This window comes from Saccharopolyspora sp. MMCC62, from assembly GCF_057736575.1.
This window is the reverse complement of the sequence record NZ_JBYKCM010000001.1, coordinates 498313-524265: the sequence shown is the minus strand read 5'-3', so window position 1 is coordinate 524265 and position 25953 is coordinate 498313. Positions and strand designations below refer to the sequence as shown.

General features: G+C 74.7%; 19 protein-coding genes. 7 read left to right on the top strand and 12 right to left on the bottom strand.

Features of this window, described 5'->3' with window-relative positions; translation table 11 throughout:
* Positions 1 to 5: 5 nt before the first annotated feature.
* The 3 genes from egtC to AC29IT_RS02410 all read left to right on the top strand — a co-directional run bounded on the left by egtC (position 6) and on the right by AC29IT_RS02410 (position 2304).
* Positions 6 to 764, top strand: coding sequence for an ergothioneine biosynthesis protein EgtC (gene egtC / locus AC29IT_RS02420; RefSeq protein ID WP_488217664.1), 759 nt, complete (start codon positions 6 to 8; stop codon positions 762 to 764).
* Positions 761 to 1732, top strand: a complete 972-nt coding sequence (gene egtD / locus AC29IT_RS02415) for an L-histidine N(alpha)-methyltransferase (RefSeq protein WP_358446253.1) — start codon at positions 761 to 763, stop codon at positions 1730 to 1732. Before egtC ends, egtD begins: the two co-directional genes overlap by 4 nt.
* Before the next feature lie 107 nt (positions 1733 to 1839).
* Positions 1840 to 2304, top strand: a complete 465-nt coding sequence (locus tag AC29IT_RS02410; protein ID WP_358446256.1) for a nitroreductase/quinone reductase family protein — start codon at positions 1840 to 1842, stop codon at positions 2302 to 2304.
* A 3-nt stretch (positions 2305 to 2307) separates the two neighbouring features.
* Here the strand turns inward: AC29IT_RS02410 and AC29IT_RS02405 are convergent, their stop codons facing one another.
* Positions 2308 to 3018 (bottom strand): SAM-dependent methyltransferase, encoded by a 711-nt coding sequence (locus tag AC29IT_RS02405; RefSeq protein ID WP_488217663.1) that lies wholly within the window; start codon positions 3016 to 3018, stop codon positions 2308 to 2310.
* Between the two features lie 148 nt (positions 3019 to 3166).
* Between AC29IT_RS02405 and AC29IT_RS02400 the strand changes: the two genes are divergently transcribed.
* On the top strand, positions 3167 to 3340 hold the full coding sequence (locus tag AC29IT_RS02400; protein WP_358446261.1) for a hypothetical protein: 174 nt from the start codon (positions 3167 to 3169) through the stop codon (positions 3338 to 3340).
* Here the strand turns inward: AC29IT_RS02400 and AC29IT_RS02395 are convergent.
* Complete coding sequence (locus tag AC29IT_RS02395; RefSeq protein ID WP_358446264.1) at positions 3333 to 3626, bottom strand: hypothetical protein; 294 nt, start codon at positions 3624 to 3626, stop codon at positions 3333 to 3335. The two genes, AC29IT_RS02400 and AC29IT_RS02395, sit on opposite strands and share 8 nt — an antisense overlap.
* Positions 3627 to 3906: 280 nt before the next feature.
* On the opposite strand from AC29IT_RS02395, the gene AC29IT_RS02390 reads away from it, so the two are divergent.
* On the top strand, positions 3907 to 5316 hold the full coding sequence (locus tag AC29IT_RS02390) for an LCP family protein (RefSeq protein ID WP_358446267.1): 1410 nt from the start codon (positions 3907 to 3909) through the stop codon (positions 5314 to 5316).
* Positions 5317 to 5394: 78 nt separating this feature from the next.
* On the opposite strand, the gene AC29IT_RS02385 is transcribed toward AC29IT_RS02390, so the two are convergent.
* Positions 5395 to 8217 carry an aconitate hydratase gene (locus AC29IT_RS02385; RefSeq protein ID WP_488217662.1) on the bottom strand — a complete coding sequence of 941 codons (2823 nt, stop codon included), beginning with the start codon at positions 8215 to 8217 and terminating at the stop codon, positions 5395 to 5397.
* A gap of 354 nt (positions 8218 to 8571) precedes the next feature.
* On the opposite strand from AC29IT_RS02385, the gene AC29IT_RS02380 reads away from it, so the two are divergent.
* Entirely contained in the window at positions 8572 to 9450 is an 879-nt protein-coding gene (locus tag AC29IT_RS02380) for an MIP/aquaporin family protein (RefSeq protein WP_358446567.1), read from the top strand.
* Positions 9451 to 9500: 50 nt separating this feature from the next.
* Positions 9501 to 10442, top strand: a complete 942-nt coding sequence (locus AC29IT_RS02375) for an EamA family transporter (protein ID WP_488217661.1) — start codon at positions 9501 to 9503, stop codon at positions 10440 to 10442.
* A 325-nt stretch (positions 10443 to 10767) separates the two neighbouring features.
* Here the strand turns inward: AC29IT_RS02375 and AC29IT_RS02370 are convergent, their stop codons facing one another.
* The 9 genes from AC29IT_RS02370 to AC29IT_RS02330 form a co-directional block, all read right to left on the bottom strand.
* Positions 10768 to 15294, bottom strand: a complete 4527-nt coding sequence (locus AC29IT_RS02370; protein WP_488217660.1) for an HAD-IC family P-type ATPase — start codon at positions 15292 to 15294, stop codon at positions 10768 to 10770.
* A gap of 136 nt (positions 15295 to 15430) precedes the next feature.
* Complete coding sequence (locus AC29IT_RS02365) at positions 15431 to 15658, bottom strand: hypothetical protein (protein ID WP_358446575.1); 228 nt, start codon at positions 15656 to 15658, stop codon at positions 15431 to 15433.
* A 581-nt stretch (positions 15659 to 16239) separates the two neighbouring features.
* A complete protein-coding gene (locus tag AC29IT_RS02360; protein WP_358446577.1) occupies positions 16240 to 16944 on the bottom strand; it encodes a sirohydrochlorin chelatase in 705 nt (234 codons plus the stop codon).
* Complete coding sequence (locus AC29IT_RS02355) at positions 16941 to 18065, bottom strand: uroporphyrinogen-III synthase (protein ID WP_488217908.1); 1125 nt, start codon at positions 18063 to 18065, stop codon at positions 16941 to 16943. Before AC29IT_RS02355 ends, AC29IT_RS02360 begins: the two co-directional genes overlap by 4 nt.
* Positions 18066 to 18070: 5 nt before the next feature.
* A complete protein-coding gene (gene nirD, locus AC29IT_RS02350) occupies positions 18071 to 18397 on the bottom strand; it encodes a nitrite reductase small subunit NirD (protein ID WP_358445541.1) in 327 nt (108 codons plus the stop codon).
* Complete coding sequence (gene nirB / locus AC29IT_RS02345; protein ID WP_488217659.1) at positions 18394 to 20919, bottom strand: nitrite reductase large subunit NirB; 2526 nt, start codon at positions 20917 to 20919, stop codon at positions 18394 to 18396. Before nirB ends, nirD begins: the two co-directional genes overlap by 4 nt.
* On the bottom strand, positions 20916 to 22328 hold the full coding sequence (locus AC29IT_RS02340; protein ID WP_488217658.1) for an FAD-dependent oxidoreductase: 1413 nt from the start codon (positions 22326 to 22328) through the stop codon (positions 20916 to 20918). The genes nirB and AC29IT_RS02340 overlap by 4 nt, the downstream gene beginning before the upstream one ends.
* On the bottom strand, positions 22325 to 24430 hold the full coding sequence (locus AC29IT_RS02335) for a molybdopterin oxidoreductase family protein (RefSeq protein ID WP_488217657.1): 2106 nt from the start codon (positions 24428 to 24430) through the stop codon (positions 22325 to 22327). The genes AC29IT_RS02340 and AC29IT_RS02335 overlap by 4 nt, the downstream gene beginning before the upstream one ends.
* Entirely contained in the window at positions 24423 to 25799 is a 1377-nt protein-coding gene (locus AC29IT_RS02330; protein WP_488217656.1) for an MFS transporter, read from the bottom strand. The genes AC29IT_RS02335 and AC29IT_RS02330 overlap by 8 nt, the downstream gene beginning before the upstream one ends.
* Positions 25800 to 25953: the final 154 nt, after the last annotated feature.

The window sequence follows — 25953 nt, the reverse complement described above, 5'->3', positions numbered from 1 at the left end:
GCGGCATGTGCAGGCACCTGGGCTACCTCGGGCCACCGCTGCCGCTGGCGGAGCTGCTGCTGGACCCGCCGCACTCGCTGCTGGAGCAGACGTGGGCGCCGCGGGACATGCGCGGCGGCGGCACCGTCAACGTCGACGGGTTCGGCGTCGGCTGGTACGAAGCCGGCGCCGAGCCCGCCCGGCACCGCCGAGCCGTTCCGATGTGGACGGACCGCTCGTTCGCGGAGCTCGCGCGCAGGCAGCGGTCCGGGGCGGTGCTGGCGGCGGTGCGCTCGGCGACCGTCGGCATGCCGGTCAGCGAGGCGGCGTGCGCCCCGTTCACCGACGGGACGTGGCTGTTCAGCCACAACGGCGTCGTCGCGGGCTGGCCGGAGTCGCTGGCGAAGGCCGCGGCCGAGCTGGACGTCGTGGACCTGATGACGCTGGAGGCGCCGACCGACTCGGCGGTGCTGTGGGCGCTGCTGCGCCACCGGCTGCAACGCGGCGCGGAACCGGCGCGGGCGGTGCGCGACGTCCTCGGCCAGGTGGTGCGCACCCGGCCGGAATCGCGGCTGAACCTGCTGCTCACCGACGGCGGCACGCTGATCGGCACCACCTGGGGCCACGCGCTGTCGGTGCGCGCGGACGCGGACTCGGTGCTGCTGTCCGCCGAACCGTTCGGCGACGACTCCCGGTGGCGGCCGGTCCCGGACCGGCACCTGGTCATCGCCCGGCCCGGCGATGTGCACGTCGCACCACTGCTCGACGAGGGGGAACGACCATGACCGAGCCCGAACTGATCGTGCACTTCACCGCGGCGGACGCGGCCCGCGAGCTGCGCGCCGACGCCCGCGCGGGCCTCACCGACCGGCCGAAGTGGCTGCCGCCGAAGTGGCTCTACGACGCCCGGGGCAGCGAGCTGTTCGAGCGGATCACCGAGCTGCCGGAGTACTACCAGACCCGCGCCGAGCACGGCATCCTCAGCAGGCACGCCGTCGACGTCGCCGAGCTCACCGGTGCGGGCACCCTCGTCGAGCTCGGCTCCGGCTCCTCGGAGAAGACCCGGCTGCTGCTGGACGCGCTGCGCAAGACCGCGACGCTGCGGCGGTTCGTGCCGCTGGACGTCTCCGAGTCCGCGCTGCGCCAGGCCACCGCGGCGATCGCGCTGGACTACCCGGAGCTCCTGGTGCGCGGCATCGTCGGCGACTTCACCACCGAGCTGGCCGCGGTCCCCGCGGGCAGCGGACGGCTGGTGGCGTTCCTCGGCGGCACCATCGGCAACTTCCCGCCCGCCGAACGCGCCCGGTTCCTCGCCGCGGTGCGGGCCGCGCTGCGGCCGGGGGAGTGGCTGCTGCTGGGCACCGACCTGGTGAAGGACCCGGACCGGCTGGTGCGGGCCTACGACGACGCGCAGGGCGTCACCGCCGAGTTCGACCGCAACGTGCTGCGCGTGCTCAACCGGGAACTGGGCGCCGGGTTCGACCCGGACGCCTTCGCGCACGTGGCGCGGTGGGACGCCGAACAGGAGTGGATCGAGATGCGGCTGCGGGCGTCCCGCGCGATGCGGGTGCCGGTGGACGGGCTCGGGCTGACCGTGGAGCTCGCCGCGGGGGAGGAGATCCGCACCGAGGTGTCGGCGAAGTTCCGCCGCTCCCGCGTCGAGGGCGAACTCGCCGACGCCGGGTTCGAGCTCACCCGCTGGTGGCTCGACGACCCGGGCGACTTCGCGCTGTCCCTGGCGACCGCGGTCTGAACCGGCGACCGCGGTCCGGCCGGTGGTCGGGGCCTGCCCGGTGGTCGCGATCACGATCGCGGGTCGCGGTCACCGGGCGGTGTGACAGGGTTGGCCGGGTGAAGGTCATGACCAAGGTCGCGCAGCGGCTCGGCAGGCAGCAGTGGTTCGCCGCGGTCGGCCGGAAGCTGGTGCCCGCCGACCTCGCGGTGCAGCGGCGCACCGGTGGCCGCATCGGCCTGGCGCGGCTGGGCGGGCTGTCCGCGATGGTGCTCACCACCACCGGGCGGCGCAGCGGCCTGCCGCGCGAGGTGCCGCTGCTGTACGTGCCGCACGGCGACGACTACCTGGTGATCGGCTCGAACTGGGGTCAGGCGGCGCACCCGGCCTGGTCGGCGAACCTGCTGGCGCACCCGGACGCCGAGGTGGACGTGATCTCCCGCCGGGTGCCGGTGCGGGCACGGCTGCTCACCGGGGACGAGCGGGAACGGCTGTGGCACGAGGTGGTCCTGCCGTTCTGGCCCGCCTACGAGGACTACGAACGCCGCGCCGGGGGCCGCGAACTGCGGGTCTTCCTGCTCAGCCCGCACTGACCGTCAGCGGCGCTCGCCGACGAGCACCGACCAGCCCAGCGAGCCGCGTTCGCGGGTCAGGTAGTCGTTGCGGAACCGGCGCGAGTCGCCGAGCACCCGGTCCCGGTCGGGGTGCTCGGGATTGCACTTGGCCCAGGTGTGGGCGTTCTTCCACTGCCCCGACTCGTAGCGGTCCCAGTCGTCGAGGGAGGCCGACACGAGGCCGGTGACCTCCACGTCGAACTCCTCGGCGACGTGCACCAGCTCGATCAGCGAGGGCAGCTCCTCGGTGGAGGACCCGTCCACGGAGTGCACGTCGCCGATCGCGAACCGGCCGTGCTCCACCAGCGCCGCCACCATCCACTCCATCGACGCGCGGAAACCGCCGAGCGCGAAGCTCGCGCCCAGGCAGGTCGCGACCGCGTAGCCGCCGGGCTCCGGCTCGAACTCCAGCGCAGGCCCGTGCACGTGCCGCACCCGGTCGGTCAGCCCGGAGGACGCGGCGCGCTCCCGCGCGGCCCGCACGAACTCCTCGTTGCTCTCCAGCCCGACCACGTCGGCGCCCATCGCGGCCAGCTCCGCCGCCCACCAGCCGCGGCCGGCGCCGATGTCGAGGACCCGGTCACCGGCGCCGATCTCCAGGTGTTCGGCGACCTCGCGGAGCTTCGCGGGGCTGATCGGGTTCTGCACGTCGTGGGTGGATTCGACGATGGAGAAGTAGTCGCTGTCGCTCATCGGCGGTCAGGGTAGCGGACCCGGTGATCGCTCCCGCCCGGTGATTCCCCGGGCTGCGCGGGCAGAACCGCCGGGATGGATCTTTGGCGCGTCCCGGCGGCGGAGCAGAGTTGCGGCCGTGCGCGCAGCCGGATCGGGAGGACCGTCGATGACCCGTGCGAGCCGACCCCGCGGCGTCGGTAGGTGCGAGCGCCGCGCGGCGCCGCCGGACCGGCCGCCGCGGGAACCGGACGAGGACGAGTGCCCGGCCGGTGGTGAGCACGTGCTGATCCCGGAGCAGGGCGGCCGCATGGTCTGCATCAAGTGCAACCAGGTCAGGTGAGCGGCCCGTTCCCGACCTGGCCGGGCGCGGGGAGGCCGACGAGGCAGCGCAGGCACGGCATCCCGGCCGGGCCGTGCGAGACCTCGGCGAGGTCGGCGGGGATCAGCTCACCGCAGGCGGTGGTCCACTGCGCCACGTCCTCGACCGGTCCGGCGGCTTCGGCGAGGTGCGCTTGCCTGCGGGATTCGGCGACGGCGCCCGGCGCGTAGCGGACGGCCACGACCTGCGTGGTGCGGGCGGGCGATCGGTCGCCGCCGGATAGCTCGTGCTCCGATGCGTCGGACAAACCGGTTCACCTCCGGGGGTGGGACGCGGTCGCCCACGCAGGGTAGGCGGGGCCGCTACCCGAGCAGGGTAACGACAGCGGGCGGACGGCGGTAGCTCCCGACGTCGAGCCGGTTTCCGAAGCGGACGGTGACCGGCGGGCCCGATTTTCGCCGCTGCACGCGGGTGTTCGGCGGAACGGAGTACGCGCGGGACTGCGGTGGTGGGCCCGCGGCACGCGGCTGAACGGAGCAGCCGCGGATAGCCTGACCAGCGGTCCGCGCAATCCAGGGGGTGGCTCGTTGAGTCGAGAATCACGCGCGTTCGACGCACCGCGGCTGCCGCACCGATCGCGGGCGTCGACGGTGGCCCGGGTCGGCGCGGCCCTGCTGTCGGCGGCGGTGCTCGCCGCGACCGGCTACGGCTGGGCGAACTACGGCGACCTGCGGTGGGCGTTGAGCACCAGCTCCGCCACCGAGGGCGCGAGCGCCGACGGCGCCACCGACATCCTGCTGGTGGGCCTGGACAGCCGCACCGACGCGCAGGGCCGCCCGCTGCCGGACGACGTGCTGCGCAGGCTGGGTGCGGGGCGGAATCCGGCGAGCCTCACCGACACGCTGATCCTGGTGCACGTGCCGGAGGACGGGTCGCGGGCGACCGCGTTCTCCATCCCGCGGGACACCTACGCGACCATTCCGGGCCACGGCGAGCACAAGATCAATTCGGCGTACGGGCGGGGGAAGGCGGCGGCCGCGGCGAGCATGGGCGGCCTCGACCCCGCGGAGCGGGAACGGCGCTCCGCCGACGCGGGCCGGTCGCTGGTCACCGACTCGGTGCAGCGGCTGACGGGGGTGCAGGTCGACCACTACGCGGAGGTGAACCTGCTCGGTTTCGCCCGGCTCACCGATGCGGTCGGCGGGGTGCCGGTGTGCCTGAACCGACCGGTGCGCGATTCCTACTCGGGGGCGGAGTTCGCGGCGGGCCACCAGCGGATCGCGGGCGCGGACGCGCTGGCGTTCGTGCGCCAGCGCCACGGCCTGCCCCGCGGCGACCTGGACCGGATGGTGCGCCAGCAGGCTTTCCTGGCCGGACTGGTGCGGACCGCGACCTCCGGCGGGGTGCTGTCGCAGCCCGCGCGGCTGAGCGAGCTGATCGACTCGGCGCGGCAGTCGATCGTGCTGGACCGGGAGTGGGACGTGCTCACCTTCGCCCAGCGGATGCAGGGGATCACCGCGGGGGCCGTGGAGTTCTCCACCATCCCGATCCGGGACGCGAACTTCGCCACCCGCGACGGCCAGGCGGTCCGGGTGGATCCGATCGAGGTCGGGCGTGCCGTGCAGGGCGCCGCGGACGGACGGCCGGTGCCGCGCCAGGCCGAGCCCACCGGCGCGCGCGCCACGGGGGAGTCCACCGGGGAAGCCGGCCGGTCGTCGGCGCCTCGCAGCACCCGGGATGACGAGACCGGGTCCTCGTCGAGCTCGGCCCGGCCGTCCACGACCCGCACGTCCCGGTCGAGCGAGGGGACGACGAGCCGCTCCGGCACGACCCGCTCGTCCAGCAGCCGCGAGACCACCTCCGAGGCCTCCGAGACCTCGGCGCCGTCGACGAGCCGCAGCGCCACGTCGTCGGCCCCCGCCACCTCGACGACCCCGGTCGACCGGCCGATCGCCCCGGACCCGATCACCGCCGACGGCATCAACTGCATCAACTGACCCCGGACGCGCGACGGCCCCGGCACGCTTGTGACGTGCCGGGGCCGCCGATCAGCTACCTGCCGGATCGGCAGGTGATCAGGAGCGGATCATCTTGCGCAGCACGTACTGCAGGATGCCGCCGTTGCGGTAGTAGTCCGCCTCACCGGGGGTGTCGATGCGCACCTTGGCGTCGAAGTCCACAGTGGACCCGTCGGCCTTGGTGGCCACGACCTTGACGGTCTGCGGGGTCTCACCGTCGTTGAGCGCGGTGATGCCCGAGAAGTCGAAGGTCTCGGTGCCGTCCAGGCCCAGCGACTTCGCCGAGGAGCCCTCCGGGAACTGCAGCGGGATGACGCCCATGCCGATCAGGTTCGAGCGGTGGATGCGCTCGAAGGACTCGGCGATGACCGCCCGCACGCCCAGCAGGCTGGTGCCCTTCGCGGCCCAGTCGCGGGACGAACCGGAGCCGTACTCCTTGCCGCCCAGCACGACCAGCGGGGTGCCCTGCGCGGCGTAGTTCTGCGCGGCGTCGTAGATGAACGCCTGCGGAGCGCCGTCCTGGGTGAAGTCCCGCGTGTAGCCGCCCTGCACGTCGTCCAGCAGCAGGTTCCGCAGCCGGATGTTCGCGAAGGTGCCGCGGATCATGACCTCGTGGTTGCCGCGGCGCGACCCGTAGGAGTTGAAGTCCTTGCGGTCGATGCCGTGGTCGCTGAGGTACTTGCCCGCGGGGGAGTCCGGCTTGATCGCACCGGCCGGGGAGATGTGGTCGGTGGTGACCGAGTCGCCCAGCAGCGCCAGCACGCGGGCACCGGAGATGTCGGTGACCGGGCTCGGCTCCATGCCCATGCCGTCGAAGTACGGGGGCTTGCGCACGTAGGTGGACTCGCCGTCCCAGTCGAAGGTCTCGCCCTCGGGGGTGGGCAGCGCGCGCCAGCGCTCGTCGCCCTTGAAGACGTCGGCGTAGTCCTTGGTGAACATCTCCTGGGTGATCGCGTAGTCGATGGTCTCCTGGACCTCCTGCGGCGAGGGCCACAGGTCGCGCAGGAACACCGGCTTGCCCTCGGTGTCGTGACCGAGCGGGTCGGTCTCGAAGTCGAAGTCCATGGTGCCCGCGAGCGCGTAGGCGATGACCAGCGGCGGCGAGGCCAGGTAGTTCATCTTGACGTCGGGGTTGATCCGGCCCTCGAAGTTCCGGTTGCCCGACAGCACCGAGGTGACCGACAGGTCGTTCTGCTGCACGGCCGCGGAGATCTCCTCCGGCAGCGGGCCGGAGTTGCCGATGCAGGTGGTGCAGCCGTAGCCGACCAGGTGGAAGCCCAGCTTCTCCAGGTACGGCCAGAGACCGGCCTTCTCGTAGTAGTCGGTGACGACCTGCGAACCCGGCGCCATCGAGGTCTTCACCCACGGCTTGCGGGTGAGGCCCCGGTCCACGGCGTTGCGGGCCAGCAGCGCGGCACCCAGCATGACCGAGGGGTTCGAGGTGTTGGTGCAGGAGGTGATCGAGGCGATCACCACGGCACCGTGGTCGAGCTCGAACTCGCCCAGCTCGTCCGAGTTCACCTTGATCGGGTTCGTCGGGCGGCCGGAGGCGCCGTCGGCGGCCGAGACCAGCCGCGGCTTGTCGCCCTCGCCGTGGTGGGTCACCGACACCGGGTCGCTGGCGGGGAAGGACTCCTCGCCCGCCTCGTCGAGCGCCGCGTCGTCGGTGTTCTGCACCTGGACGTAGTCGGTGAGCGACTTGCGGAACGACGGCTTGGCGTCGGAGACCTCGATGCGGTCCTGCGGGCGCTTCGGCCCGGCGATGGACGGCACGACCGTGGACAGGTCGAGCTCCAGCAGCTCCGAGTACTCCGGCTCGTGGTCCGCGTCGTGCCAGAGGCCCTGCTCCTTGGCGTAGGCCTCCACCAGTGCGACCTGGTCGGCCGGGCGCCCGGTGAGCTTGAGGTAGCGGATCGTCTCGTCGTCGATCGGGAAGATCGCGGCGGTCGAGCCGAACTCGGGGCTCATGTTGCCGATGGTGGCGCGGTTGGCCAGCGGCACCGAGGCGACGCCGGAACCGTAGAACTCGACGAACTTGCCGACGACGCCGTGCTTGCGCAGCATCTCGGTGATCGTGAGGACCACGTCGGTGGCGGTGGCACCGGCGGGGATCTCCCCGGTCAGCTTGAAGCCGACGACGCGCGGGATGAGCATCGACACCGGCTGGCCCAGCATCGCGGCCTCGGCCTCGATGCCGCCGACGCCCCAGCCCAGCACGCCCAGGCCGTTGACCATGGTGGTGTGCGAGTCGGTGCCGACGCACGAGTCCGGGTAGGCCTGCCCGTTGCGGGACATCACGGTGCGGGCCAGGTGCTCGATGTTGACCTGGTGCACGATGCCGGTGCCCGGGGGGACGACCTTGAACTCGTCGAAGGCGCCCTGGCCCCAGCGCAGGAACTGGTAGCGCTCCTTGTTGCGGCCGTACTCGAACTCGACGTTGCGTTCGAAGGCGTCCGGCTTGCCGAACACGTCGATGATCACCGAGTGGTCGATGACCAGCTCGGCGGGGGCCAGCGGGTTCACCTTGGAGGTGTCGCCGCCGAGGTCGGCGACGGCCTCGCGCATGGTGGCCAGGTCGACCACGCAGGGGACTCCGGTGAAGTCCTGCATGATGACCCGCGCGGGGGTGAACTGGATCTCCGTCGACGGCTCGGCCTTGGCATCCCAGCTCGCCAGGGCGCGCACGTGGTCGGCGGTGATGTTCGCACCGTCCTCGGTGCGCAGCAGGTTCTCCAGCAGGATCTTGAGGCTGTAGGGCAGCCGCGCCGCGCCGTCGACCGCGTTCAGCCGGAACACCTCGTAGGAGGCGTCACCGACCTTCAGCGTGCCGCGGGCACCGAAGCTGTCCTTGCTCGCAGGTGCAGTCACGTTCAACTCCATCTCGCGACGGGCGCAAGTCAGTTCAGGGAACGACCGCGAGTCTCGCGCACGTCGGCCGAGCGTGCGCGCAGCCCCGGCGGTCTGATGGTCATAACAGTACGCTTGTCCTGTAAATCGGCTCAAGGCCGGGTCCGCCCGAATCGGCCCTCCGATGTTCCGGTTCGTGCACAACCCCGTTTTTTCCGGCGGAATCCCGTCCGGAACGCAGCGGAACGGTGCGGGAGATCACGTTTCGCCCGGGCGCGCCCCTCGGCGCTCGCGGAGGCGCGCGCCCGCCCGGCCGCGGACTTACCCTCGACGCGGCGCACCACCGGGCGGACCGGGGCCGCCCGGCGCCTCAGCGCAGGGGGAACCATGGCCACACGGGAGCGGTCCCGCAACGGGATCGGCGGCGAGCTCGCCGCGGAATTCCTCGGCACCTTCGTGCTCATCCTGCTCGGCTGCGGCTCGGTCGCCGTCGCGCTCGCCGGACTGCCCGGCTCCGGGCGCCAGGCCGACGCCTTCGGCGCGGGCAACTGGCTCATCATCGCGTTCGGCTGGGGGTTCGCCGTCGTGTTCGGCGTCTACGTCGCCGGCGGCATCAGCGGCGCGCACATCAACCCCGCCGTCACCCTCGCGTTCGCCGTCCGCCGCGGCTTCCCGTGGCGCAAGGTCGTGCCCTACTGGGCGGCGCAGGTCGTCGGCGCGTTCCTCGCCGCGGGCGTCGTGCACGCCTGCTACCGGTGGGCCATCGACGCCTACAACCTGAAGGCCGGGGTCGGACGTCCCGAATCGCTGGACACGTTCTCCATCTTCGCGACGTTCCCGGCGAAGTACTTCGGTTCCTCCTGGTTCGGCCCGCTGCTGGACCAGGTGGTGGGCACCGCGATCCTCGTCGCGCTGATCTGCGCGCTCATCGACCTGCGCAACACCGCGCCCGCCTCGAACCTCGGCCCGTTCCTGATCGGGATGGTGGTGACCGCCATCGGGCTGAGCTTCGGCACCAACGCGGGCTACGCGATCAACCCGGCGCGCGACTTCGGGCCGCGGCTGTGGACCTACCTGGCCGGGTGGGACCGAATCGCGCTGCCCGGCAGCTACCAGTACTTCAGCTGGTACTTCTGGATCCCGATCGTCGGCCCGCTGATCGGCGGCGTGCTCGGTGCCGTGGTCTACGACCTGTTCATCGGCAGGGTGCTCGCGGCGCGCGACACCGCGCCCGAGCCCGGTCGCACCGGCGACCAGGAGACCTGAACCCGGCCGGTGCCGGAACCGGGCGCGGTGGGGCCGGGACCTGTGCTTCGATGATCTCCGTGCGCACCCTGCTCGCCGCCCCCAAGTCCGCCGGTGTGACCGCAGCGATCCTGTCCGCGTTCTGCTTCGGCGGCTCGGGGCCGTTCGCGAAACCCCTGATCACCGCCGGGTTCAGCCCGCTGCAGGTGGCGTGGATGCGGCTCGCGGGCGGCGCGCTGCTGATGCTGCCGTTCGCGGTGCGTCACGCCGGAGCGCTGCGGCGCGCGCCGTGGCTGCTGCTGGGCTACGGGCTGTTCGCCATCGCCGGGGTGCAGACCTTCTACTTCGCCGCCATCGCCGCCATCCCGGTGGCGGTGGCGCTGCTCATCGAGTTCCTCGGTCCGGTGCTGGTGCTCGGCTGGATCCGGTTCGTGCGCCGCGCCCCGGTGACCAGGCAGGCCGCGATCGGCACCGCGCTCGCGCTGGTCGGGCTCGCGTGCGTGGTGGAGATCGCCGCCGGGCTGCGCTTCGACGCGGCCGGGCTGCTGCTCGCGCTGGCCGCGGCCGGGTGCCAGGCCGGGTACTTCCTGCTCTCGGACAGCTCCGCCGAGGTCGACCCGCGGGCGCTGGCCTCCTACGGGCTGCTCGTCGGCGCCGCCGTGGTCACGCTGGTCGCGCGGCCGTGGGAACTCGACTGGGTGCTGCTGGCGAAGCCGGTGGAGCTGGCCGGGGTGCCCTTCCCGGCGCTGCTCGTCATCGGCTGGGTGGTGCTGGTGAGCACCGTGCTCGCCTACCTGACCGGCATCGTCGCGGTGCGCAGGCTGTCGCCACCGGTGGCGGGTGCGGTGGCGTTCCTGGAGCCGGTGGTGGCCACGGTGCTGGCCTGGCTGTTGCTCGGCGAGCACGTCGGCGGCTGGCAGCTGGCCGGGGGAGCGCTGGTGCTCGCGGGCGCGTTCATCGCCCAGCGCTCCGCTCCCGCGGTCGAACCCACCGCGCGGCCCGTCGAGGTCTGACCAGCGGCCTCCGGTCAGGCCACCCGGCCGCGGGCCATGCGCTGGTAGGCGGTCTTGGCGGCGTGGACGATGAGCCCCTCGAGGAGGGCCACGGCCACGCTGGTCAGCAGGGTCGCCAGGAAGTTCATGGTGGGCGCGCTTTCTGCCGTCTCGGATTCCTGCTCGTACGCCCCGACGGTCCCGGTACGGGGTGAGGAGCGGGTGGGTTCCGGGTGACGGGCAGGTGAAGTGGCGCGGAAAATCCGCCGTTGTCCCAGGTGGGGGATCTACGAGGGCTCGACGCGGCCGGTCGCCCCGAGCCCTACCGGGCGACCGGCCGCGGGTGTCACCCGGGTGTCGTGGCGAGCTGCCGCGAGCCTGCGGGCCGACCGCGATCGACGCCGTTGCGGGGCTCCGGGAGCACCTCGCCGTCGACGACGGCAGCACGCTCCGCGTCCGGCTCCGCGACCGGTTCATCCGGTTCCTCCGCTGCCGCGGCCGGTAGCTCGCGCGGCTCTTCGGGTGTCGAATCCGCAGGTGGGCGCTGCCATATCACCACGGCTGTGGTGGTTCCGACCGCCGACCCGAGTGCGATCCACCACTGGTGTGGTAGTAGCGGAGTGCTGCCGAAGAACTGGCTCAGACCCGGCACCTGCACCACCCCGAACAGCACCGCCAGCGACACCGCACCGGAGGCCAGCACCAGCGGGGTGCGGCCGCGCACGGCGAGGGTCTGGGCGAGCTGCGCGGACACCAGCGCCACCAGACCGGTGGTCCGGGCCTGCGCCGGGGTGGACACCGGGCGGGCCAGCGCCCAGGCGAGGCCGGCCGCACCGGCCGTGGCCGCCGCGCGCAGGTATACGGCCTCGGTCAGCGCCTTGCCCAGCGAGGCGTCCGGCCCCTCGGCGAGCAGCCGCTCCGGGGTGGCGTTCGGCGGCGGGCGCACCGCGATGGCGATCGCGGGCAGCACGTCGGTCAGCATGTTCACCACCAGCAGCTGGCGGGCGTTGAGCCCGGCGTCGCCGCCGAAGAACCCCGAGCCCACCGCGTAGCCGATCTCCCCGAGGTTCCCGCCGAGCAGCATCGACAGCGCGTCGTGCACCGAGGCCCACATCCCGCGGCCCTCCACGATGCCGTCGGTGATGGTCTCGATCCGGTCGTCGGCCACCACGAGGTCCGCCGACTCCCGCGCCGCCGGTGTCGCGCGCGAGCCCAGCGCGATCCCGACGTGCGCGAGCTTGATCGCGGGCACGTCGTTGGCGCCGTCGCCGGTCATCGCCACGGTGCGGCCGTCGGCGCGCAGCAGCCGCACGATGCGCGCCTTCTGCGCCGGGCTGACCCGGGCGAACACCGAGATGGCCGGCAGCTCGGCGGCCAGCTCCTCGTCGTCGAGCTCGTCGAGCTGCGCGCCGTGCAGCACCCGCTTGCCGCCGAGCATGCCGAGTTCGGCGGCGATGGCCTCCGCGGTGCTCGGGTGATCACCGGTGATCATGATGACGTCGACCCCGGCCCGCTGCAGCCGGGTGACGGCCTCGGCCGCGGTGGGGTGGACCGGGTCGGCGAGGCCGAGCAGCCCGACGAACTCCAGCCCGGCCACCTCGGCGTCCTCCAGGTCGGTCCCGGTCTCGTCCGGGGTGGCCTTCTCGGCGACGGCCAGCATCCGGTAGCCCAGCAGCGCGAGCCGTTCGATCTCCGCCTCGACCCGGGCGCGTGCCGCCGCGTCGAACTCGGCGCCGCGCCACCGCGCGCAGCGCTCCAGCACCACTTCCGGCGCGCCCTTGACGTGCAGCGCCACCCCGTCGGGACCGCGGGTGCGGGTGGCGTGGAAGCTGCGGGACGGTTCGAACGGCAGGTCCGCCAGCACCTCCCGGCCGTTCGGGTCGATGCCCGCGGCCAGCGCCCCCTCCAGCACCGCCCGGTCGGTGAGGTGCGGCAGCGGCTGGTCGCCTTCGGCCTGCGGGTTCGCCCGCACCGCGGCCTCGACCACGGCGCGTTCGGCGGCGTCGAGCCGGTCCGGGCTGCTGCTGTGCGTGCCGTCGGAGACCTGGCCGAGGGTGATGCGGCCCTGGGTGAGGGTGCCGGTCTTGTCGAAGCACAGCGCGTCCACCCGGCCCAGCGCCTCGATCGTGGCGGGACTGCGCACCAGCACGCCGCGGCGGGACAGCCGCCGCGCCGCGGCCAGCTCGGCGAGGGTCGCCACGAACGGCAGCCCTTCCGGGACGGCGGCCACCGCGAGCCCCACGGCGCGGCCGACGGTGGCCTGCAGCGGGGTACCGCGCAGCAGGTCGACCACCAGCAGCGCGCCGCCCGCGCCGACGGACAGCGGCAGGATCTGCCGGGTCAGCTCGGCCAGCCGGGCCTCGACGCCGCCCGCCGCGCCGCCGGACCGGCCGTCCTCCTGGGTGGTGCGGCCGACCTCGGTGGCGGCCCCGGTGGCGACGACGACGGCGGTCGCGGTGCCGGTGGCGACCGTGGTGCCCTGGTAGAGCATCCCGGTGCGGTCGCCGAGCGCCGCGGCCGTGGTCGCCTCCGGGGTCTTGACCACCAGGTTCGACTCGCCGGTGAGGCTGGACTCGTCGACCTCCAGGTATTCGGCCTCCAGCACCCGGCAGTCGGCGGGCACCCCGTCGCCGGAGCGCAGCTCGACCACGTCGCCCGGCACCAGCTGGTCGGCGGGCACGGTGGAGGTGGTGCCGTCGCGGCGCACGCGCGCGGGCAGCTGACCGGCGTCGAGCAGCTTGGCGAGCTCGCGATCGGTGGCGATGCGCTGCGCCCCGTCGATGAGCGCGCTGATCCCCAGCACCCCGATGATCAGCACCGCGTCCAGGACGGAACCGAGCCCGGCGGACACGACGGCTCCGGCGACCAGCACCGGGGTCATCGGGTTGACCAGGCCTTCCAGCGTGGCGCCGACGACCCCGGCCTCGTGCTCCGCCCGTTGCGGCTGGGCCCGCCGCCAGCGGCGCGCGACCGCGGCGCTGAGGCCGTCCACCGAGCTGTCCAGCACCCCCAGCACGGCCCGGCCGGGCAGCGCGTGCCACGGGGTGCGCTGGTGCGGCGCGGGCGGCGGTCGCTGCCCGGCCTGGAAACCGGCGAGGGTCCCGGTGCCGAGCGCGAACAGGTTCGCGGCGTGCACCGGCAGCCCGGCGCGCGCGGGCGCGCCCAGCGACGGCCCGATCGCGCCGAACAGCACGCCGAGGCACGCCCCGCCCGCGCACAGCGCGGCGGCGTGCTTGCTGGCGGTGCGGGCTTCGGCGACGGCGCACAGCGCGCTGTGCGCCTCGGACCGGTTCGGGGACAGCAGGTCGGCTCCCCACGGCGCCGGCTGGTCGTTCTCGGCGATCCCGATGCCGACGTCGGCGGCGGCCAGCGCCGCGTGCCCGCGGGTGGACACCACGGCCACGACGTGCCCGTCCTGCTGCAACCGCCGCACCGAGGCGGCGAGCCGGGTACCGCCGTGCACCACGTCGTCGACGGCGAGCCTGCGGTCCAGCTTGCTGCCGATCCCGGCGAGCACCGCGGTCCCGGCGCTGCGGGCGGCGTCGATGAGCGCTTCGGCGAGCGGGTCGAGCTCCTCGATGACGGCGACCACGGCGACGAGCTCGTCGTGCCTGCGCAGTTCCAGCAGCACCGCGCCCCGGTCGCGGTGCTCGCGCAGTTCCGCCTGCACCCGTGCCGGCAGCTGCGCGGTGCGGCCGTCCAGCGGCGCGCAGGACCACTTCCCGCGGCTGCGGCGGGCCTTGGGCCGGTCGGGGGCGACGAGTTCGGCGGCGTGCGCGAACAGCCGGGTGGCGTCGGCGTCGCTGTCCAGCGGCACCACCTCGTCCACCACGCGGCGTCCGGTCAGCAGCGCGGGCGCGTCCAGCACGACGGTGTCGACCCGGTCGAGCCTGCGCACCGCCTTCGGTTCGAGGACGAGGGTGCCGCGGGCGGACAGCGCGGTGGTGAGCTGCGCGGCGAACCCGTCACGGCCGGTCTTGGCCGGTTTCGGGATCGCGGCGAGCATGGTGGCGAGCGCGCGCCGCTGGTCGCGGGTCGCGGCGAGCACCGTGCCGTAGCCGCCGAGCGCGAACGCGCCCGCGAGGTTCGCGACCTGCTCGACCGGTCCGTCCGGCAGGTCCACCGGCCGCGGTTCGGTGCTGATCGCGGTGGACTCGTGCGAGCCGGGCTGGGTGGTCTCCTCCCAGTGCCGCCACGCCTGCTGGCGGGCGATGCCCTCGCGGGCGGAGCTGAACCGGGCGGCCAGGTCGCTGAACACCGCCAGCGGGTTCTGCGCGAGCCCCTGGGTGACGGCTCCGCCGACGGCGAGCGCGGCGTCGGCGCCGGTGCGGCCGAGGGAGCTCTCCGCGCCCCGGCGCAGCCACGGCACCGAGTCGGCCAGCGACACCGCCGCCGGGATCAGCGGGGACGCGGGCCGGAACGGCAGCAGCCCCGCGGCGGCCGAGTAGCCGAGGCCGAGCACGCTCAACCCGAGCGCGCCGACGTCGCGCATCAACCCGTCCGCGTTGCCGGGGTGCGCGGCACCGGCGGGGGAGTTCCCGAGCCCGGCCAGGTCGTGGTCGCGTTCGACCGCGTCGACGACCTCGGCCAGCGCGGCGCACCCCACCTGCTCGGCGTCGTGGTGCACCAGCACCCGGCCGAGCACGGCGTTCACCTCGACGGAGCCGACACCGTCCACAGCGGACAGCCGGTCGCGCAGGTCCCGGGCGGCGCCGGCGGACTCGGGCACGTGCAGGCCGCGGACCTCCAGGTGGCTGCGGCCGTGCCGGGTGTAGGTGCGGCGGTTCAGCGGTGGCGCGCCGGCGTTGCGGACGGCGTCGACCACGGGTGCGGCGACGTGGACGGCTCGGGATAGCAGGGCGCCGAACGGCATGGAATCCCTCTCCGGGAGTGCGGGCGCGGTGCGCGGGAAGCGCGGTGCCGGGTGGCGCACGCACCGCCCCGGTCCCGGGAACGACCGCGTGGACCGGGGCGGTGGGCGGTTCGGGATCTCCGGAACCGCGGTGCGGCTACTTCTGGTCGTGGCCGATGACGGCGGTGCCGACGCCGATGGCCAGCGCGACCGGCCACTCGAGCAGGCTCAGCGCGACGCCCGCGGCGAGACCTCCGTAGAACAGGGCCTGGCGGGGTTCGGGCAGCTGGGCGCGGACCGCTTCGGTCGCGGAGGCGAGCTCCTTCTTGCCGGGCAGGTGCACGTCGGGCGCGTGGAACTGGGCGGTGACGAACGGCAGGTGCACCGTGGCCTCCTGCGCCTTCGACGTGGCGGTCGACTGCGAGGTGGTCCCGGATCCGGTGCTCGCGGTGCTGCGGCCGCTCGAGCCGCGAGTCCCGGTCGCGGTGCTGCGGGAGGTTCCGGTGCCGCGGGAGGTTCCGGTGCCGCGGGAGGTTCCGGTGCTGCGCGAGCTCCGCGCAGTGCTGGACCCGCGACCGGACCTCGTGCCCGTGGAGGTGGTGCTCGTCCTGGTGGTGCCGGACCCGCGCGCCGACCTCGTGCCCGTGGAGGTGGTGCTCGTTCGAGAGGCGCCGGATCCGCGACCGGACCGGGTGTTCGCGGAGGTGGTGCTCGTCGTCCGCGAGGTGCCGCCGGTGCTCTTCCGGGTGCTGCCGGAGCGCGAGCCGGACCCGGAGCCGCGCCCCGCGGCGCTGCCGCCGGACGTGCTCCGGCCGGAACTCGACTTCGCTCCGGAACTGGTTGCGCTGGTCATGTGTTCCTCCCCGCTGACGACGCAAGAAACGTCCACCGTAAGTGGGTATGAACAAGGTATGAATCGAACGGACTCCAAGTCCCCACGAAGGGGTCAGGTCGGAGGACCCGGGCTCACCGCGGGTGAACCGCTCCCGCGCGGACCGGACCGGACACCGCGCGGAGGGCCGCCCGGTAGCGGCGCAGCACCAGGTCCACCACCAGCGGGTGCGCCCCGATCGGCTCGGCCACTCCGCGCACCGGCAGCGCGGCCAGCCGCCGGTGGAACGCCCCGGGAGCCAGCAGGTACGGCGCGACGAACCGGTCCGGTCCCGGCTCGGCGCACACCCGCTCGGTGCGCGGCTCCGCGGTCGTGACGTAACTCGGCCGCAGCACCCGTCCGCACCGCGCGCCGAGCAGCCGGGCCGCCGCCCGCACGTCCGCCAGCGCGCGCGGATCGGTGGAACCGGCGGCGGCGAACACCACCTCCGCGCCCGGCCGCCAGCCCACGGTCCGCAGCCGCCGCAGCAGCACCGCCGCGAGCTCCGGAGCGGGCCCCAACGGCGCGGTCGTGGTCACGTCCGCGCGTCCGGCCGCGGCCAGCTGCGCGGGCAGGTCCACGCGCACGTGGTACCCGGCGGCGAGGAACGCGGGCACCGCCACCACCGGACCGTCCAGCCCGTGCAGCGCCTCGGCGACGGTCGGGCCGATGACGTCGACGTAGGCGGTGCGCACCGCGATCCCCGCGCGCTCGGCGACCGCGGCGGCGATCCGGTCGACGACCGGCGGGCCCGCCGGGTCGCGGGTGCCGTGCGCGACCAGCAGCAGCGGGGGAGTCACGCGCCCTCCGCGTCCAGCGGCAGCCGGTAGCCGCGCTTGATCACCGTCTGCACCAGTTCCGGGACGCCGAGCGCGGACCGCAGCCGCGCCACGGCCTGCTCGACGGCGTGCTCGTCGACGGCCTTCGCCCGGCCCGCGGCCAGCGCGGCGGCGAGCTCCTCGCGGGCGACGACGCCGCCGGGCCGGGCCAGCAGCACCCGCAGCAGCGCCTTGCCGCCCGGCGACAGCGGCCGCGGTTCCCCGTCCACGGCGGCCGCGTGCCCGCGCAGCTGCAAGGTGCGTCCGGCGACCGGCAGCGACGGGTAGCGGCCGGGCAACCGCTCGCACAGCTCCCGCACCAGCGCACCGAGCCGGGCGCGCTGCGGCAGCACCGCCGGCACTCCCGCCTCGGCCAGCGGCGCGTGCGTCACCGGGCCCACGCACGCGGCCAGCACGGGGCCGGACAGCGCCGTGAGCAGCTCGGCACGGCACCCCTGCTCGGTCGCGCGGTCCAGCAACCCGGCCGCGGCGGGCGCGCTGGTGAACGTGACGGCGTCGACCTCGCGGGCGCACACCGCGTCGACCAGCGCGGCCAGCGGTCCGGTGTCGGCGGGCGGGCACCAGCGGTACACCGGGATCTCGACGACCTCGGCGCCCGCGGCCCGCAGCGCGGCGGTGAAGTCCGGCAGCGGCCTGCCGTGCAGCTGCACCGCCACCCGCACCCCGGTCAGCGGCCCGGACAGCAGGTGCGCCAGCAGTTCGGCGGAGGACTCCGAGCCGGGGGACCAGGCGTCCGGCAGCCCGGCCGCGCGGACCGCACCGCGCGCCTTCGGGCCGCGCGCCAGCAACCGGGCCGGGCCGAGCGCACCGAGCAGGTCCGCGCCGAGGCCCCAGCCGTCGGCGGCCTCCACCCAGCCGCGGAATCCGATCCCCGTCGTGGCCACCACGACGGCGGGCGGGGCGGCGACGCAGCGCTCGGTGGCCGCGCGCAGCCGCGCGTCGTCGGCGACCGGCACGATCCGCAGCGCCGCCCCTGGCAGCACCCGCGCCCCGCGCCGCTCCAGCAGCGCGGCCTGCTCGTCGACGCGGCGAGCGGCGGTGACCCCGACGGTGAACCCGGCCAGCGGCAGCGGTGGTTCCAGGGACGTCACGGCAGGCCGATCTCCACGACCTCGTCGCGCCGCCGCACCGGGAAGGTGCGCAGCCGGGCGGCCGGATCGTCCAGGCACTTCCCGGTGCGCAGCGAGAACACCTGCTTGAGCATCGGCGAGGCCACCGTCGGCTCGCCGCCGCGATCACCGACGATGCCACGGCTGATCACGCCGGCCCCGCAGAACGGGTCGACACCGCCCACCGCGTACAGCTCGTCGTCGGAGGTGCGGAACAGCGCGACCGGTTCGGCGGCCAGCAGCGCGGGCACACCGCAGGCCGGCGGCAGCGCCGCCCACGGGCAGATCGGAAACCAGGTCGTCATGCGGGGACCTCCGCGGAATCGGGCCGGATCGACGGGGCGGGCAGCGGCACCGGACCTGCGGCGGACCGGTCCCGGTCGGGCAGGAACCCGATCGTCGGGTCGGGCGCGTCGGGGGCGTTGACGAAGGACACGAACCGGGCCAGCTTCGCCGGATCGGCGAGCACCCCGGCCCACTCGTCGGCGTAGCCCGCGACGTGCTCGGCCATCGCGGCCTCCAGGTCGGCGGCGATGCCCAGCGAGTCCTCGACGACGACCTCCCGCACGTGCTCGAGGCCGCCGTCGAGGGATTCGATCCACGCGGCGGTGCGCTGCAACCGGTCGGCGGTGCGCACGTAGAACATCAGGAACCGGTCGACGAGCCGGATCAGCCCCTCGTCGTCGAGATCGGCGGCGAGCAGCTCCGCGTGCCGCGGGCTGAACCCGCCGTTGCCGCCGACGTACAGGTTCCAGCCCCGGTCGGTGGCGATGACGCCGAAGTCCTTCGACCGGGCCTCCGCGCACTCCCGCGCGCAGCCGGACACCCCGGACTTGAGCTTGTGCGGCGCCCGCAGCCCGCGGTAGCGCAGTTCGAGCCGGACGGCCATCGCCACCGAGTCCTGCACGCCGTAGCGGCACCAGTCGGTGCCCACGCAGGACTTCACGGTCCGCAGCGCCTTGCCGTAGGCGTGCCCCGATTCGAACCCGGCGTCCACCAGCCGCCGCCAGATCGCGGGGAGCTGCTCGACGCGGGCGCCGAACAGGTCGATCCGCTGCCCACCGGTGATCTTCGTGTAGAGCCCGAACTCGCGGGCCACCTCGCCGAGCACGATGAGCCCGTCCGCGCTGATCTCCCCGCCGGGCACCCGCGGCACCACCGAATAGGTGCCGTTGCGCTGGAGGTTGGCCAGGAACCGGTCGTTGGTGTCCTGCAGCCCGGCGTGCTCGGCGTCGAGCACGTGCCCGCGCCCGAGGCTCGCCAGGATCGAGGCCACCGCCGGTTTGCACAGGTCGCAGCCGCGCCCGCGGCCGTGGTCGCGGATCAGCTCGGAGAACGTGGCGATGCCGGTAGCGCGGACGATCTCGAACAGCTCGGCGCGGGTGTGCGCGAAGTGCTCGCACAGCGCGCGGGCAGGGGCGACGCCGCACTCGGCGAGCAGCCTGCCCAGCACCGGCACGCACGACCCGCAGCTCGTTCCCGCCCGGGTGCAGGCCTTGACACCGGCCACATCGGACAGACCGGAGCCGCTGATCGCCGCGGTGATGTCCCCTTTGGACACGTTGTTGCAGGAGCACACCACCGCGTCGTCCGGCAGCGTCCCCGCGTCCGGCGCGGGGCCGGTGGGCAGCAGCAGCCGCTCCGGCGGTGCGGGCAGCGCGCGGCCCACCAGCGGTCGCAGCGAGGCGTAGGCGCTCGCGTCGCCGACGAGCACCCCGCCCAGCAGCACCTGCGCGTCGTCGCTGAGCACGAGCTTCGCGTAGGTGCCCGCCGCGTGGTTGGCGTGCACCACCTCCAGCGCGCCGTCCGCGGTCGCGTGCGCGTCGCCGAAGCTGGCCACGTCCACCCCGAGCAGCTTCAGCTTCGTCGACATGTCGGCACCGGTGAACGGCTCGCCGTCCAGCCCCAGCAGCTCGCGCACCACCACTTCGGCCATCGCGTAGCCGGGAGCGACCAGCCCGTAGCAGCGGCCGTCGACGGCGGCGCACTCACCGACCGCCCAGACGCGCTCGTCGGAGGTGCGGCAGCGCCCGTCCACCAGCACCCCGCCGCGGTCGGCCCGCACCAGCCCGGATCGTGCGGCGAGCTCGTCGCGCGGGCGCACCCCCGCGGAGAACACCACCAGCTCGGCCGGGATCGTGCCGCCGTCGCCGAGGGTCACCCCGGCGACTCGCCCGTCCGGTCCGGCGTCGATCGAGGCGGTCGCCGTCCCGCAGTGCACCGCCAGCCCCAGGTCCTCGACCAGCCGCGCCAGCACCCGGCCGCCGCCGTCGTCGACCTGCAGCGGCAGCAGCCGCGGCGCCCGCTCCACCACGTGCGGGCGCATCCCCAGCAGCCGCAGCGCGTTCGCCGCCTCCAACCCGAGCAGCCCGCCGCCGATGACGACACCGGGCGCCCCCGCCACCGCCGCGTCCCGGATGCCGTCCAGGTCGTCGAGCGTGCGGTACACGTGGCACCCGGCCAGGTCGTGGCCGGGCACCGGTGGCACGAACGGTCGGGACCCGGTGGCGAGCACCAGCGCGTCGTAGCGGAACTCGGCGCCGCCCGAGGTGCGCACGGTCCGCGCCGCGCGGTCGATGCTCGCGACGGCGTGGTCCAGGTGCAGCCGCACCATCGGGTCGTCGAAGAAGCCCGGTCCGGCCAGATCGAGGTCCGCGGCGCTGCCACCGTCCAGGTAGGACGACAGCGCGACGCGGTCGTAAGCGGCGCGGGGTTCCTCGGCGAGGACCTCCACCCGCCAGCGGTCCGCGTCGTCGCGGGAGCGCAGCTCTTCGACGAGGCGGTGGCCGACCATCCCGTGGCCGATCACGACAAGGGTGCGGGTCATGCGGCGCCCTCCTGTTCGGGTTCGTCCGCGCCGGCCGGTTCGGCGGCGCGCAGCGCGGCGCACAGGCCGCGCACTTCGTCGGCGCAACCGCCGCAACCGGTGGTGGCCCGGGTGGTCCGGGCCAGCGCGCCGAGGTCGCGGGCCCCGGCGCGCCACGCGTCCTCCAGCCGCCGCTTGCTCACGTCGTTGCAGCGGCACAGCACCGCGTCCGCGGTCGGCTCCGCCGGTGCCGCGGTGGGCGCGGCGCCCAGCAGCAGGCCCAGCCGGTCCACCGGCAGCGGCAGGTCCCGGTCGTGCAGCTGGGCGAGGGTGGCGGTGGCCTGCGGGAACCCGATCAACACCGCCCCGGCGAGGCGTTCGCCCCGGACGGCGAGCTTCGCGTACCGGCCGCGCGCCGGATCCGAGAGCACCACGGGCTCCGCCGCCGGGGATGCCAGCTCCGCCACCTCGCCCAGTGAGGCCACGTCGATGCCGCGCGCCTTGAGCCTGGTCACGGTCCCGCCGGCGCGGTAGCGCGCCGAACCGCCCGCGAGCCGCCGCGCCAGCACCTCCGCCTGCTCCCAGGCCGGGGCGATCAGGCCGGGCACCCGCCCGTCGTGCTCGGCGCAGTCGCCGAGGGCGTGCACGTGCGGGTCCGAGGTGGCCAGGTGGTCGTCCACCAGCACACCGCGGCCCACGGCCAGCCCGGCCTCGCGGGCCAATCCGGTCTCCGGGACCACGCCGGTGCACAGCACCACCACGTCCGCGGCCAGCACCTCGCCGTCGTCGAGCACCAGCTCGCCCGGCCGGTGCGCGGCGGCTCGGCGACCGAACCGGGTGCGCACGCCCGCCTCCCGGAGGTGCTCGGCCAGCAGCGCCCCGCCCGCCGCGTCGAGCTGCCGGTCCATCGGGTGCGGCTGCGGGTGCACCAGCACCACCTCCAGGCCGCGGCCGAGCAGCCCGCGCGCGGTCTCCACGCCGAGCACCCCGCCGCCGAGCACCACCGCGCGCCGCGCCCCGGCCGGAATCCGCGCGCAGTCCGCGAGGGTGCGCAGCACCGCGACCCCGGCGGCGAGCGCCCCGCCCGCCGCGCGCAGCCCCGGCACCGCGGGCACCGCCGCCCGCGCCCCGGTCGCCAGCACCAGCTCGTCGTACCGGTGCACCACCCCGGTGTCCGTCCGCACCAGCCGCCGCGCGGGATCGACCGCGGTGGCGGTGACTCCGGTGCGCACGTCGGCGTCGAGCTCCGGCAGCTCCACCGCGTCCGGCGGCAGCGTCCCGTCCAGCACCGAGGCCAGCAGCACCCGGTTGTAGGCGGGCCGGTCCTCCGCGCCCAGCACGGTGATCGGCCCGTCGTGGCCGTGCCCGCGCAGCCGCTCCACCAGCCGGTGCGCGGCCGGACCGTTCCCGGCGATCAGCACGTGGCTCACGCGAACACCTCCGCCGCGGCACCGGTCGGCGGCGCCACGTCCGCGGGCAGCGGATCGAGGCGGGCGGCGGCCACCTTGAACTCCGGCATCCGGCTGCGCGGATCGAGCGCCGGATTGGTGAGCAGGTTCGCCCGTCCCGCGCCGGGGAAGTGGAACGGCAGGAACACGGTGTCCACCCGCATCGAATCCACCAGCCGCACCCGCGCCGCGGTCCGGCCGCGCGCCGAGCTCACCAGCGCCACGTCCCCGTCGCCGAGCCCCGCCCGCCGCGCGGTGTCGGGGTGCACCTCCACGAACGCCTCGGGCGCTGTCGCGGCCAGCTCCGGCACCCGGCGGGTCTGCGCGCCGGACTGGTAGTGCGCCAGCACCCGGCCGGTGGTGGCGTGCAGCGGGAACTCGGCGGACACCTGCTCCGCGGCCGGTCGGTGCTCCACCGCGGCGAACCGGGCGCGTCCGTCGGGGTGGGCGAACCGGTCCAGGAACAGCCGCGGCGTGCCCGGGTGGTCCTCCGCCGGGCACGGCCAGTGCAGCGCCTCCCCGGCGTCGAGCCGCTCGTAGCTGATGCCCGCGTAGTCGGCGGCGCCACCGGCCGAGGCGCGGCGCAGCTCCGCGAACACCTCGCGCGGCGCGGTGGGGTAGCGGTGGCCGGGTTCGCCGAGCCGCCGCGCCAGCCCGTGCAGCACCTCCAGGTCGCTGCGCGCGTGGCCCGGTGGCACCCGCAACCGGCGGCGGCGAAGCACCCGGCCTTCGAGGTTGGTCATGGTGCCGTCCTCCTCGGCCCACTGCGCCACCGGCAGCACCACGTCCGCCGCGCGCGCCGTCTCCGAGGGCACGAAGTCCGCCACCACCAGCAGGTCCAGCGCCGCCAGCCGCTCGGCGACGTGCCCGGCGCGCGGCGCGGAGACCACCGGGTTCGACCCGAACACCAGCAGTCCGCGCACCCCGCCAGGTTCACCGGCCGAATCCAGCAGCTCGTAGGCGCTGATGCCCGGGCCGGGCAGCGAGTCCGGCGGCACGCCCCACACCCCGGCGACGTGCGCGCGCGCCGCCGGGTCGGCGAGGGAGCGGTAGCCGGGCAGCTGGTCGGCCTTCTGCCCGTGCTCCCGGCCGCCCTGCCCGTTGCCCTGCCCGGTCAGGCAGCCGTAACCGCTGCCGTCGCGCCCGGGGAGCCCGAGGGCGAGGGCCAGGTCGATGAACCCGGCGACGGTGTCGGTGCCCTTCGCGTGCTGCTCGGCGCCGCGCCCGGTCAGGACGTAGGCCCGGTCGGCACGAGCGAGCATCCGCACCGCCGCCCGCTGCGCGCGCACCGGTACTCCGGTGATCCGCTCCACCCGTTCCGGCCACCAGCTCATCGCCCGCCGCCGGACCGCCTCGAACCCGGTGGTGCGGTCCCGGACGTAGTCGCCGTCCACCCACCCGTCGACGACCGCGATGTGCAGCATCCCCAGCACCAGCGCCAGATCGGTGCCAGGCGCGGGCTGCAGGTGCAGGGCGGCGCGCTGCGCGGTGGCGCTGCGCCGCGGATCGATGACGACCAGCTCCGGCGCGGCGAGGTGCCGCAGCAGCGGCGGCATCGTCTCGGCCGGGTTCGCCCCGGCCAGCAGCACCACGTCCGCCCGGCCCAGGTCGGTCACCGGGAACGGCAGCCCCCGGTCCAGCCCGAACGCCGCGGTCCCGGCCGCGGCCGCCGAGGACATGCAGAACCGGCCGTTGTAGTCGATCCGGCTGGTGCCCAGCGCGAGCCGCGCGAACTTGCCCAGCAGGTACGACTTCTCGTTGGTCAGCCCGCCGCCGCCGAACACGCCCACCGCGTCCGCGCCGTGCGCGGCCTGCAGCTCCCGCACCCGCTCGGCGACGGTGCGCAACGCGGTGTCCCACTCCACCGGCCGCAGCCGGCCGCCGCGCCGCACCATCGGGTGCAGCAGCCGGTCCGGTGCGTCGAGCAGGGCGGGCGCGGTCCAGCCCTTCTGGCACAACCCGCCCCGGTTCACCGGGAAGTCTGTCGGTTCGACCGCGACGCCGGTGCGCTCCCGGCTCAACCGGGTTCCGCACTGCAAGGCGCAGTAGGGGCAGTGGGTGGTCACGCTGCGTGGTTCAGGCACGGCCGGATCCTCCCGCGATCACGGCAGGCGCCTCGGCGGGCCGCGGGCGCAGGTACACCGCCCAGGTCAGCGAGGCGCACACCAGGTAGCAGCCCAGGAACGTGGTCAGCGCCGCGTCCCCGTCGCCCGCCGCACCGCCGAACGAGGCGCGGAAGGTGAGGTTGATGAACACCCCGCCGAGCGCCCCGACCGCCCCCGCCACGCCCATCAGCGCCCCGGACAGCCTGCGGGCCCGCGCGAACGCTCCCGAGGGCTCGCCGCCCTCGGCGATCTCCCGGCGCGCCCCGGCCGCGAACACCGCCGGGATCATCTTGTACACCGAGCCGTTCCCGATCCCGCTGAGCACGAACAGCAGCACGAACGCCCCCAGGTACAGCGGGAACGAGTCCAACCCGGACGCCACCAGCAGCACCCCGGTCCCCGCGGCCATCGCCAGGAAGTTCCAGCACGTCACCCGCGCCCCGCCCCGCCGGTCCGCCAGCAGCCCGCCGATCGGCCGCGCCAGCGACCCCAGCAGCGGTCCCAGGAAGGTCCAGGTCGCGGCCTGCAGCGGGGTGAAGTCGAACTCGCTCTGCAGCACCAGGCCGAACGCGAACCCGTAGCCGATGAACGACCCGAACGTCCCGACGTAGAGCAGCGACAGCCACCAGGCGTGCGAGTCGCGCAGCACCTCCCGCTGCGCGCCCGGTGCGGTGACGACCGCGTCGACGTTGTCCATCCGCAGCGCCGCCAGCAGCGCGGCCAGCACGATCAGCGGCAGGTAGATCCCGGCGACCAGCGACGGGCTCGTCCCGCCCGCCACCGCCACCACGAGCAGCCCCACGATCTGCACGACGGCGACGCCGATGTTCCCGCCGCCCGCGTTGAGCCCGAGCGCCCAGCCCTGCTCCCGCTGCGGGAAGAAGCTCGTGATGTTGGTCATCGAGGACGCGAAGTTCCCGCCTCCGAGCCCGGTCAGCGCGCCCAGCACCAGGAACACGCCCAGCGGCGTCCCCGGCTGCTGGACGAAGTAGCAGATCAACCCGGTGGGCACCAGCAGCACCGAGGTGGCGAGCACCGTCCAGTTCCGCCCGCCGAACCGGGTCACCGCGTAGCTGTAGGGCAGCCGCAGCAGCGCCCCCACCAGCGTCGGCACCGTGGTCAGCAGGAACTTCTCGGCGGGGTCGAAGTCGAAGCCGATCTCCGGGGACAGGAACAGCACCAGGACCGACCAGATGCTCCACACGGAGAACCCGACGTGCTCGGACAGGATGGACAGCCACAGGTTGCGGCGCGCGATGCGCTTGCCGGTGCGCTGCCAGAACGCCTCGTCCTCCGGGTTCCAGCCGTCGATCCAGCGGCCGGGCCTGCTGTGCGGGGTGGTGGTCACCGCGGCTCCTCTCGTCGTGCCGGACCGACGCTAGGGAGCGGGTGTTTCCGCTGATCGCCGCTGCGCGTTACCGCCGGGCAAAGCCGCCTTCACATCCGCGGACCCGCCGGGCGTGAACTGCGCGGACGCCCGGATTCGGGGTGGTGCCCGCCAC

What these genes read in the sequence shown, in the direction of transcription:
- AC29IT_RS02380 (WP_358446567.1), top strand. Translation starts at nt 8,572, where the DNA reads ATGGCCACACGGGAGCGGTCCCGCAACGGGATCGGCGGCGAGCTCGCC.
- AC29IT_RS02370 (WP_488217660.1), bottom strand. Translation starts at nt 15,294, where the DNA reads ATGCCGTTCGGCGCCCTGCTATCCCGAGCCGTCCACGTCGCCGCACCC.
- AC29IT_RS02405 (WP_488217663.1), bottom strand. Translation starts at nt 3,018, where the DNA reads ATGAGCGACAGCGACTACTTCTCCATCGTCGAATCCACCCACGACGTG.
- nirB (WP_488217659.1), bottom strand. Translation starts at nt 20,919, where the DNA reads ATGACCCGCACCCTTGTCGTGATCGGCCACGGGATGGTCGGCCACCGC.
- AC29IT_RS02375 (WP_488217661.1), top strand. Translation starts at nt 9,501, where the DNA reads ATGATCTCCGTGCGCACCCTGCTCGCCGCCCCCAAGTCCGCCGGTGTG.
- nirD (WP_358445541.1), bottom strand. Translation starts at nt 18,397, where the DNA reads ATGACGACCTGGTTTCCGATCTGCCCGTGGGCGGCGCTGCCGCCGGCC.
- AC29IT_RS02410 (WP_358446256.1), top strand. Translation starts at nt 1,840, where the DNA reads ATGACCAAGGTCGCGCAGCGGCTCGGCAGGCAGCAGTGGTTCGCCGCG.
- AC29IT_RS02385 (WP_488217662.1), bottom strand. Translation starts at nt 8,217, where the DNA reads ATGGAGTTGAACGTGACTGCACCTGCGAGCAAGGACAGCTTCGGTGCC.
- egtC (WP_488217664.1), top strand. Translation starts at nt 6, where the DNA reads ATGTGCAGGCACCTGGGCTACCTCGGGCCACCGCTGCCGCTGGCGGAG.
- AC29IT_RS02400 (WP_358446261.1), top strand. Translation starts at nt 3,167, where the DNA reads ATGACCCGTGCGAGCCGACCCCGCGGCGTCGGTAGGTGCGAGCGCCGC.
- egtD (WP_358446253.1), top strand. Translation starts at nt 761, where the DNA reads ATGACCGAGCCCGAACTGATCGTGCACTTCACCGCGGCGGACGCGGCC.